Raw genomic sequence first — 8,417 nt, forward strand, 5'->3', positions numbered from 1 at the left:
TAAAGTGCACTGATCTGTCGTAGTAGCGCCATCCCACGGGCAGTCGCTGGCGCGGCTTGTGCTCTTATCCAAGGGACCGCCTGCGGCACAGCGGTTCGGACTCCACCGCGATCCTCTGCTTGAGCTTGATATGGCCCAGCACCTCGCGAAAGGCGCGGTGTTTGGGTTTGCCTTCCAGATAATCCGCCAGTTTGAGCAGGTTGATCGGGTGCTTCGCAATCAACGCCTCGATCCGTTGCACCGCGTCGTCCAGCTCATAGTGATCCACGTACTGACAAGCCACCTGCGTAGGCGTCAGCAGGCAGTAGTCCTGCGGGCGTTTGTCAGTGTAGCGCGTGATGTCAAAGGGCGACGCGCCAAGAGCGTGGAACTTGGGGATGTGCACGCGCATGTCGGCCTGCGGATGCTCCAACACTGCGCCGGAAATCTGACGAAACCCCAGCGGGCCGAGCTTGCCGACCACGTGCTTGCGCATTGCCGGAGACACCATGTCCACATCCGCCCGGTCGCATTTCAGATCATCAAAAACCGACAATAGCCCCAGAGTTTCATCCGCAATCTGGAAATAGGGCTCGGCGCTAAACGCGCGCATCTGTTCGATCACCTGCGCGCGCGCTGCTTCGGTTTCCTGGGCAGGTTCAGCCCCAATGGGCTGCTCGGCCCGGCCAGAAAACAGTCTCAGAATACGCTGCACCAAGGACCCGTTTTTGGCTTCAAAGCGCCGCCTGGTTTCTCGGTCATCGGGCTTACCGGGGCGTCCTTTTGACAACTCAGTTTCCGCTCGTGTACCAGATTGGCGAGGTATAGGCCCGGTCTTGAACGGTTGGCGGAACGGCCTCGGGCAGTGGAACTCCGTAAAACGCCGCGTCATAGGTTGTCCATCTGGGCTTGGGGATTTCGATGACACGCACGTAGTAGAACGCATCCTCGGCCGGGTCGAATTCGGGGTCTTGCCAATGGCCCGCCAACGCGGTCGCGCCAATTGAGTTGGTGTAGGTGGCTGTTTCAACATCAACCGTGTTTCCGACCGGCGCGCGTGCACGCCCATCCTCATCGATTTCCCGACCGTCTGACACGGCGACGTCATAGATGCGTTCGTGCGATTTGCCTTCGGCATCCAGCCAACCTTTGATGACCTGAATCCGATCCAGATTTGCGCCGTCAGGGTCGCGCAAGGCCCGGATCAGAAAACTCGGCGTGCCGCCCACAGGAGCGCTGGTCAGATCGCCCCCCATCGGCACGCCATTCTGGTATCCGTTGGAAACAAAGTCCGAAGCGTTCAGGTCCGCTTCTTCAAACTCCCAGCCGCCGAACACACGCACGCGAATACGGCTGCCGGTGGTTGCATAAGCCTCTTTCCGGGTGATGGCCCCAAAGACTTCGGCCCGCGTGTTTTCCCGAGCCCAAACCGCTGTCAGCCCGGCAGCCGACTCTTGCGCGGTTATGATCCGCAACGCCGGGTCTTCGGCCGGGATCACATCGATGTTGTGGCGATTGGCCGAGGGTTCGGTGTGCTGGTACTTGCCGAAGTAATTATCCTCTCTGGTCGTTGGAATAGCCGTATGAGCATCGGTTGTTCCGTAGAGACCGAATTTGTAGGGATTGACGCCAATCTCACGCCCCAACTCCAGACCAACCTTCAGGGCAGACCGCGCGTATTCATACCGCAACATCTCTGGCGTTTTGGCAGCCGTGCCCGAAAGATTGGCGACGTCCCAGCTCTCGAAATCCGCGAACTCGTCATCCGGCGAAAGGCTCGGATGGGTTTCCTCATCGCCCTTAATCTGCGTCATTTCGTGCATCGGCTCCCAACGGATCCGCTGCGTTGCGTATTCAGCGTCCATGGGCGAACCATCAAACTTGTTTTTGCTGAACATCAACCCGTTCGACATGTTGGCATTGTGGGGCACCGCGATGGCTTGCCCTCCGGTGCTTGCCTCGTATCCCTCAAGATACTCCCACAGCATCTGTGGGTCCGGCGCTTCGAAGAATGTAAGCGGCTTTGTTTGGCTGGTTTTGTCCGCACCGTCACCGAACAAGATCACGCGGTGCAGGTTGTCGCCCTTAGGGGTAAAGGTCCATTCGAAGCCGCTCAACGCAGTAAACTGCCCCGGCTCGTTATACTGATCCACCGCCTCGACGATTTCCAGCCAAAGGTCCCCATCCAGATTCAGACCAGCCGTTGGATCGCGGCCCTGAACGGTGCCAATGTCGATGATTTCCGCAAAAGCCGACATTCGGGCCTCCTGCCCTTCCCGGAACTGATCATGTATGCGTTTGCCCCATTCATCCTGCAGCAACCGCGGGTTCGACGTTCGGATCGCCGTCGCCAGACCAAGCATTTCGGCATGTTCTGTGATCGCCAGGAAATCCAACGGGCGGATAAGTTGCACTGGCTGACCGGTGTTTGAGATGATCTTGTCACCGCGGGCAATGCGGAACGCGTCGTGAATGGTCAGAGAAGTGCCGATCAGCCCGGCATCAAATGAGATCTCGGTATGAAAGTGCAGATCACCGAACAAAACGGTGTCCGGGTACGAGCGCCCCACAAAGGGCGAGTACGTTTCTTCCAGACCCACTGCCTCGGGATCGACGGATCCTTCGAAAGCATGCGCACCGAAGGACATGAAAGCGACCACCATTGCGCTGGCACAAACGAAACCTTGCTGTCGCGATAAAACGAACATCTCTAATCCCCCAATCCAGGCATTCAAAGATCAGAATACCATAACCGGGTGAGAAAACCACCGCCCCCCAAAACGTCGGGTCCAGAAACGAAAAACCCCCGCTTTCGCGGGGGTTTTCATCTATTTCCAAAGACGGTCCGATCAGAGACCGGTGGAAACGTCGATGGTGTTACCCTCTTCCAGGGTGACGTATGCTTTTTTGACGTCCTTCCGCTTGCCCAGTTGGCCGCGGAACCGCTTGACCTTGCCTTTGGTCACGGTGGTGTTCACCGCTTTGACCTTCACACCAAACAGCGCCTCAACGGCCTCTTTGATCTGCGGCTTGTTGCTGTCGATCGCCACTTCAAAGACAATCGCGCCGTTTTCGGACGCCATGGTCGACTTTTCGGTGATGATCGGCTTGCGGATCACGTCGTAGTGTTCTGCCTTCGCGCTCATTTCAGACGAGCCTCCAGTGCTTCGACAGCCGCTTTGGTGAGCACCAGGGTGTCACGCTTGAGGATGTCATAAACGTTTGCACCCATCGACGGCAGGATATCCAGACCTTCGATGTTGCGCGACGCCTTCAGGAAACCTTCGTTCACAGTCGCGCCGTCGATGACCAGAGCGCGTTTCCAGCCCAGGTTTGCAACCTGTTTGGCCAGAGCGGCAGTCTTGCCTTCGGCTTCGGCGTTCTCGATCACAACCAGTTCACCTGCTTTGGCTTTTGCCGACAGAGCGTGGCGCAGGCCAAGCTTGCGGAACTTTTTCGGCAGGTCGTGGCCGTGCGAACGAGGGGTCGGGCCCTTGTAGATACCACCCTTGCGGAAGATCGGCGCGTTACGGTCACCATGGCGTGCGCCACCAGTGCCCTTCTGGCGATAGATCTTCTTGGTCGAGTAGCTGGTTTCCGAGCGGGTCTTGACCTTGTGGGTGCCAGCCTGCGCGTTGTTGCGCTGCCAACGGACCACACGGTGCAGGATGTCCGCGCGCGGCTCGAGACCGAACAGATCGGCGTTCAGCTCGATGTCGCCGGCTTTGCCGCCGTCCAGTTTGATTACATCAAGTTTCATGCTTCACCACCTTCCGCGGGAGCTTCTTCCGCAGGTGCTTCGGTTGCAGCCGATTTCACAGCAGCCGGGAAAGGCAGGCCTTCCGGTGCTTTCTTCTTCACGGCGTCCTTGACGGTAACCCAGCCCGATTTCGGTCCGGGAACGGCGCCTTTGATGAAGACCAGACCACGGTCGGCGTCGGTTTTGACGACTTCCAGGTTCTGGGTGGTAACACGGGCAGCACCCATGTGACCGGCCATCTTCTTGCCTTTGAACACCTTGCCCGGATCCTGACACTGACCGGTCGAACCGTGCGAACGGTGGCTGATCGAAACACCGTGCGAAGCGCGCAGACCACCGAAGTTGTGGCGCTTCATTGCACCGGCAAAGCCTTTACCGATCGAGGTACCCGAAACGTCAACTTTCTGACCTTCCAGGAAGTGTTCTGCCGAAATCTCGGCGCCCACTTCGATCAGGCCATCTTCGGAGACGCGGAACTCGGCCAGCTTACGCTTGGGCTCGACCTTGGCAGCGGCGTAGTGACCGCGCATGGCCTTCGAGGTGCGTTTTGCCTTGGCAGCACCGGCACCCAGCTGAACGGCGGTGTAGCCGTCTTTGTCAGCGGTGCGCTGTGCAACGACCTGCAGGTTGTCCAGGTGAAGTACGGTCACAGGAATCTGCTTGCCGTCTTCCATGAACAGGCGGGTCATGCCGACTTTTTTTGCGATAATACCAGAGCGCATTCTCATACCCTCCGATTACGACTGCAGCTTGATCTCGACGTCCACACCAGCCGCGAGGTCGAGCTTCATCAGCGCGTCAACGGTCTGGGGGGTCGGATCAACGATGTCGAGCAGACGCTTGTGCGTACGGATCTCGAACTGGTCGCGGGATTTCTTGTCAACGTGAGGGCCACGGAGAACCGTGAACTTCTCAATCTTGTTCGGCAGCGGGATCGGGCCGCGCACGTTCGCGCCGGTCCGCTTGGCAGTGTTGACGATCTCTTGCGTGCTGGCATCCAGAACGCGATAGTCAAATGCCTTCAGCCGAATACGGATGTTTTGGCTTTGCATATTAACAGCCTTTTATCAGGCGTTGAGGTTGAGAGGAGGACAGACGCGCATCGCCAACCCTCTTCGAACCCAAAAGGCGGGAATCTCCCCGCCTTGATGTTCTTGTTGAGAACTCGCGCGTATTAGTGGGGTTGGCGGGGTTTGGCAAGGGTGTATTTCTTACCTTTTCCCAAAGCGACGACATAACCACGATTGAACAGAGGTGGCTGTTCTAAGCGAGCAGAGATCGTGTCAAAATCATTCTGGCAGTTTTGGTCATTTTTGATACCCGGCATTGCGGAATCCCATCTCGTTTCCATTTTCTCCCACGATTTAATGGGTATAACTCGGGGCGTGCCTTTCGGTCGCTTTGGCATAGTCGAGACTTTCGCCCAGATTTCACTGCGGTATTACCGTTTGCGATTGGGTCATACTTGGCAGCGATATTCTACTTCAGACGACACAACACAACGGCAGTTCCCCAAGAAGTCATTTACTGTTCGAAGAAAATCGGAGGTGTAGTGCTACTTCTGACTTTTCTGTTCTTTGCACTGTCAGGAGCGTGGTTCGGCCTAATACAAGCACCCGGTTGGATGATCATCATTGTCCTTTTTGGGCCAGGGTTGGCAGCCACGGTTTTGTTCTGGATTACGTTTCCGAACGCCATTCGATTAATTGCCGTTGGAAAAGCCATAGTTGAAAAGCGTAGGCAAGAACAAAAGCCCCCCGAGGGACGGCCTTTTACTGTTCAACGGGGCGGGCTCTCCTTGCCCCTGCAGAGCAACGACCGCCTACCAGTCGGTAAGTTGCCTTATGCCGTGATTTTCGTCTCAGCGCTGCGACCTAGCGCCTCCTCTTTGCCATGCGCGAAAGCTTCAAATCCCGATAGTCGAACAAAGCGCTGTCAAAAGGCGCAAAAATCGCGTCGCAATCGGTTGCTTGCGGTGACGGAAGCCGAATGAACTCGTGCAACTCAAACCCATGACCGGCCATAACCGAGACGAAATCACTGAACTTATAGCCGCCGCGGTAACGGCGGCGAATTGAAACTTCGGACAAGACGAAGGCGCAGTTTTTCAACAATTCTGAGGCGCCCCGAATGACTTCGATTTCGTAACCCTCCGCATCAATTTTCAAACCGAATGGCCCTTCGTAGTTTGACGCAACCTCGTCAAGAGTCTTCACCGGCACCTGCCGTTCTTCGATTTTTGACATCTGCGCTGTGGCGGATTCTTCGAATTCCAGCATGGTCGCGCGTGTCCCCATCAACCGGGTACCAACCGTTGGGATACGCAGCGTTGTCAGCCCGCCCTCCGCCCCGACACCGCAGGCATGAAAGTCGAAGTCGATTTTGCCCGACCAGTTTCTTCGAAGCTTTGTTTCGTATTCTGCAATCGGTTCGATCAAAACGAACTTGGCGTCGGGGAATGCCTCATACAGATGCGCGGTTCCACCGGCGACCCCAACATCAATGACGGTTCGGACGTCAAAACCTAGACTGCGGATGTATTTGCCTGTCTCTTTGTTCGGCAGAACCTCATAGCTGCGCTTCAAACGCCTGGACAGCCTTTGTACGATTTCGTGCATTGTAAAGAATTCCCTGAACGTTCGCTTCAGAGTGGATCGACTGAGATATTTATGAGCACTTTTTTGGACAATGCAACTTGCAAAACTCACCGCAGCTATAGCCCTACCCAAACTACAAAACGGCCCAATGAACGCCTGTTCGGGTAGTTTGCGTCGGTGTGGTTGTCGATCGCAGATTTCACCAGCCCTCGTCTCACTATGGCCTGGGAGAGGGTTAACAAAAAAGGGCGCCCTTTTGGGTGCCCTTTCTGTCGGTATTCGCGGGAGCGACTTACTCGATGATTTTCGAGACAACGCTGCCCCCGACGATGCGGCCGCCTTCGCGGATCGCGAAGCGCAGAGCGTTTTCCATCGCGATCGGGGCGATCAATTCAACACCGAGCGGCACCATGTCTCTAGGCTGACTATCTCAGTGCCCTCGGCCGGGGCCACGGTGCCGCTAATCTTCAGACGCGGCAGACGGCGCATACCGGGGTGAAATGACCTTGTCGTAAAACAAAAAAGACAGCGGAGTCAGCACCATCGACAAGGCAACGACAATAATCAGAGTATTCGCCAGATCAGCATTCAATACATGCGTAGCGACCGAAAAAGACAACAGCACAAACCCGAACTCTCCGGCCTGCGCCATCCCCAGCGCAAACAGCCAATTGCCTGCGCCGGAAATGCCAAACAATCGGCCCAGAGCGAAAAGAACCACTGCCTTGATGATCATCACACCAAGGGTCAGCGCGACAACCAGACCGATGTGATCAACCATCAATCTGAAGTTCACCGAGGCCCCGACGCTGACAAAAAACAACCCAAGAAACAGCCCCTTGAACGGAGTGATCTCTTTTTCCAGTGCATTGCGATACTCGCTGTTGGCCAACACCACACCTGCAATGAACGCGCCCAATGCCGGGGTCAGACCAACGGCCATCATCAACACGGCAACCCCGACGACAATGGTAAGCGCCATACCTGTGAACAGCTCAGGCAGATTGGCGGATTCGACATACCGGAACACTGGTCCGATCAGATAAGACCCGCCGACAATGACCAGTGTGATCGAACCAAGCGTGACAAGCGCTCTCAACCATCCGGGCAGGCCCTGCACAAGATTCAACGAATGCCCGGTGCTTGTCGTGGGTCCGTGACTAACAGAGCTGCCCCCCATCGCGGCAAGGTCGGGCAGCGCCAAAAGCGGCAACATCGCGAGAATTGGGATCACGGCGATGTCCTGCATCAACAAGACCGAAAAGCTGGATTGCCCGCCACTGCCCATGAGCAAACCTTTTTCGTGCAGTGTCTGAAGCACGATGGCTGTGGACGACAATGAAAAGATCAGTCCGATAGCCAGCGCCACCTGCCATTGTTGGCCAAGTGCCATCACCGGCGCCATAATCGCCAGGGTCGTGCAAAGCAGTTGCAGCCCGCCTAGCCCCAATAGCCTGCGCCGCAAGTCCCAGAGCTTCTTTGGCGCCAGTTCCAACCCGATCAGAAACAGCATCATGACAACGCCAAATTCTGCGAACTGCTCCATGCTAACGACATCGACATTCAGCGCAGTCAGGACAGGACCAAGAAGCATCCCGGCAATGAGGAAACCCAGAACTGACCCGAGCCCAAGCCACACGGCAATCGGGACAATGGCGATGCCTGACCCAAGAAGAATAAAAGAAAGAAGAAGGTAGTCTTCCATGAATTAATGGATTTGAACCAAAGTTTGCATCAAACAAGCTCCTCAAAAGCGGATCAGGTCAAGTGATGAAACAACATACCGTCACTCCTGACAGCCGTCGAGGCAACCAGAAAACTCCCGAATTCGAAGACCTGCGATTCAAAAAAGTGGCGCGGAGTTCCGGACAAATCAAAACGACTAGAAAAGGGTGTTTTCGGAGTTAGGAAAACGCAAAAAAGGCCGCCCCCAAGGGAGCGGCCTTCTTTAGTTTCAACGCTATGTCGGGTCGAAACCCGACTTACCGTGATTACTCGATGATTTTCGAGACGACGCCGGCGCCGACGGTGCGGCCGCCTTCGCGGATGGCGAAACGCAGGCCGTCTTCCATCGCGATCGG

Annotated in this window: 9 protein-coding genes and 1 pseudogene; all 10 read right to left on the reverse strand. The window is 56.1% G+C overall.

Annotated elements, in window-relative coordinates:
* Positions 1 to 64: 64 nt before the first annotated feature.
* Entirely contained in the window at positions 65 to 769 is a 705-nt protein-coding gene (locus ACR0J0_RS20280) for a hypothetical protein (protein ID WP_480665810.1), read from the reverse strand.
* A gap of 1 nt (position 770) precedes the next feature.
* Complete coding sequence (locus ACR0J0_RS20285; protein WP_480665811.1) at positions 771 to 2,687, reverse strand: DUF3604 domain-containing protein; 1,917 nt, start codon at positions 2,685 to 2,687, stop codon at positions 771 to 773.
* A 141-nt stretch (positions 2,688 to 2,828) separates the two neighbouring features.
* Positions 2,829 to 3,125, reverse strand: a complete 297-nt coding sequence (locus tag ACR0J0_RS20290; protein ID WP_480665812.1) for a 50S ribosomal protein L23 — start codon at positions 3,123 to 3,125, stop codon at positions 2,829 to 2,831.
* Positions 3,122 to 3,739, reverse strand: a complete 618-nt coding sequence (gene rplD / locus ACR0J0_RS20295) for a 50S ribosomal protein L4 (protein WP_155148664.1) — start codon at positions 3,737 to 3,739, stop codon at positions 3,122 to 3,124. Before rplD ends, ACR0J0_RS20290 begins: the two co-directional genes overlap by 4 nt.
* Positions 3,736 to 4,461 carry a 50S ribosomal protein L3 gene (gene rplC / locus ACR0J0_RS20300; protein WP_170351686.1) on the reverse strand — a complete coding sequence of 242 codons (726 nt, stop codon included), beginning with the start codon at positions 4,459 to 4,461 and terminating at the stop codon, positions 3,736 to 3,738. Before rplC ends, rplD begins: the two co-directional genes overlap by 4 nt.
* A gap of 15 nt (positions 4,462 to 4,476) precedes the next feature.
* Positions 4,477 to 4,791: a 30S ribosomal protein S10 gene (gene rpsJ / locus ACR0J0_RS20305; RefSeq protein ID WP_008756422.1), complete on the reverse strand. Its 315-nt coding sequence runs from the start codon at positions 4,789 to 4,791 to the stop codon at positions 4,477 to 4,479.
* A gap of 822 nt (positions 4,792 to 5,613) precedes the next feature.
* Positions 5,614 to 6,357: an FkbM family methyltransferase gene (locus ACR0J0_RS20310; RefSeq protein WP_480665813.1), complete on the reverse strand. Its 744-nt coding sequence runs from the start codon at positions 6,355 to 6,357 to the stop codon at positions 5,614 to 5,616.
* A gap of 271 nt (positions 6,358 to 6,628) precedes the next feature.
* A pseudogene (locus tag ACR0J0_RS20315) lies at positions 6,629 to 6,801 on the reverse strand (EF-Tu C-terminal domain-related protein); the annotation flags it as partial.
* Positions 6,797 to 8,041: a cation:proton antiporter domain-containing protein gene (locus tag ACR0J0_RS20320; protein ID WP_480665814.1), complete on the reverse strand. Its 1,245-nt coding sequence runs from the start codon at positions 8,039 to 8,041 to the stop codon at positions 6,797 to 6,799. The gene ACR0J0_RS20320 and the pseudogene ACR0J0_RS20315, both read right to left, overlap by 5 nt.
* A gap of 286 nt (positions 8,042 to 8,327) precedes the next feature.
* Positions 8,328 to 8,417 (reverse strand): EF-Tu C-terminal domain-related protein (locus tag ACR0J0_RS20325; RefSeq protein WP_211330766.1); only part of this gene is annotated, 90 nt, incomplete at its 5' end.

Source organism: Ruegeria sp. BF12 (assembly GCF_056538705.1).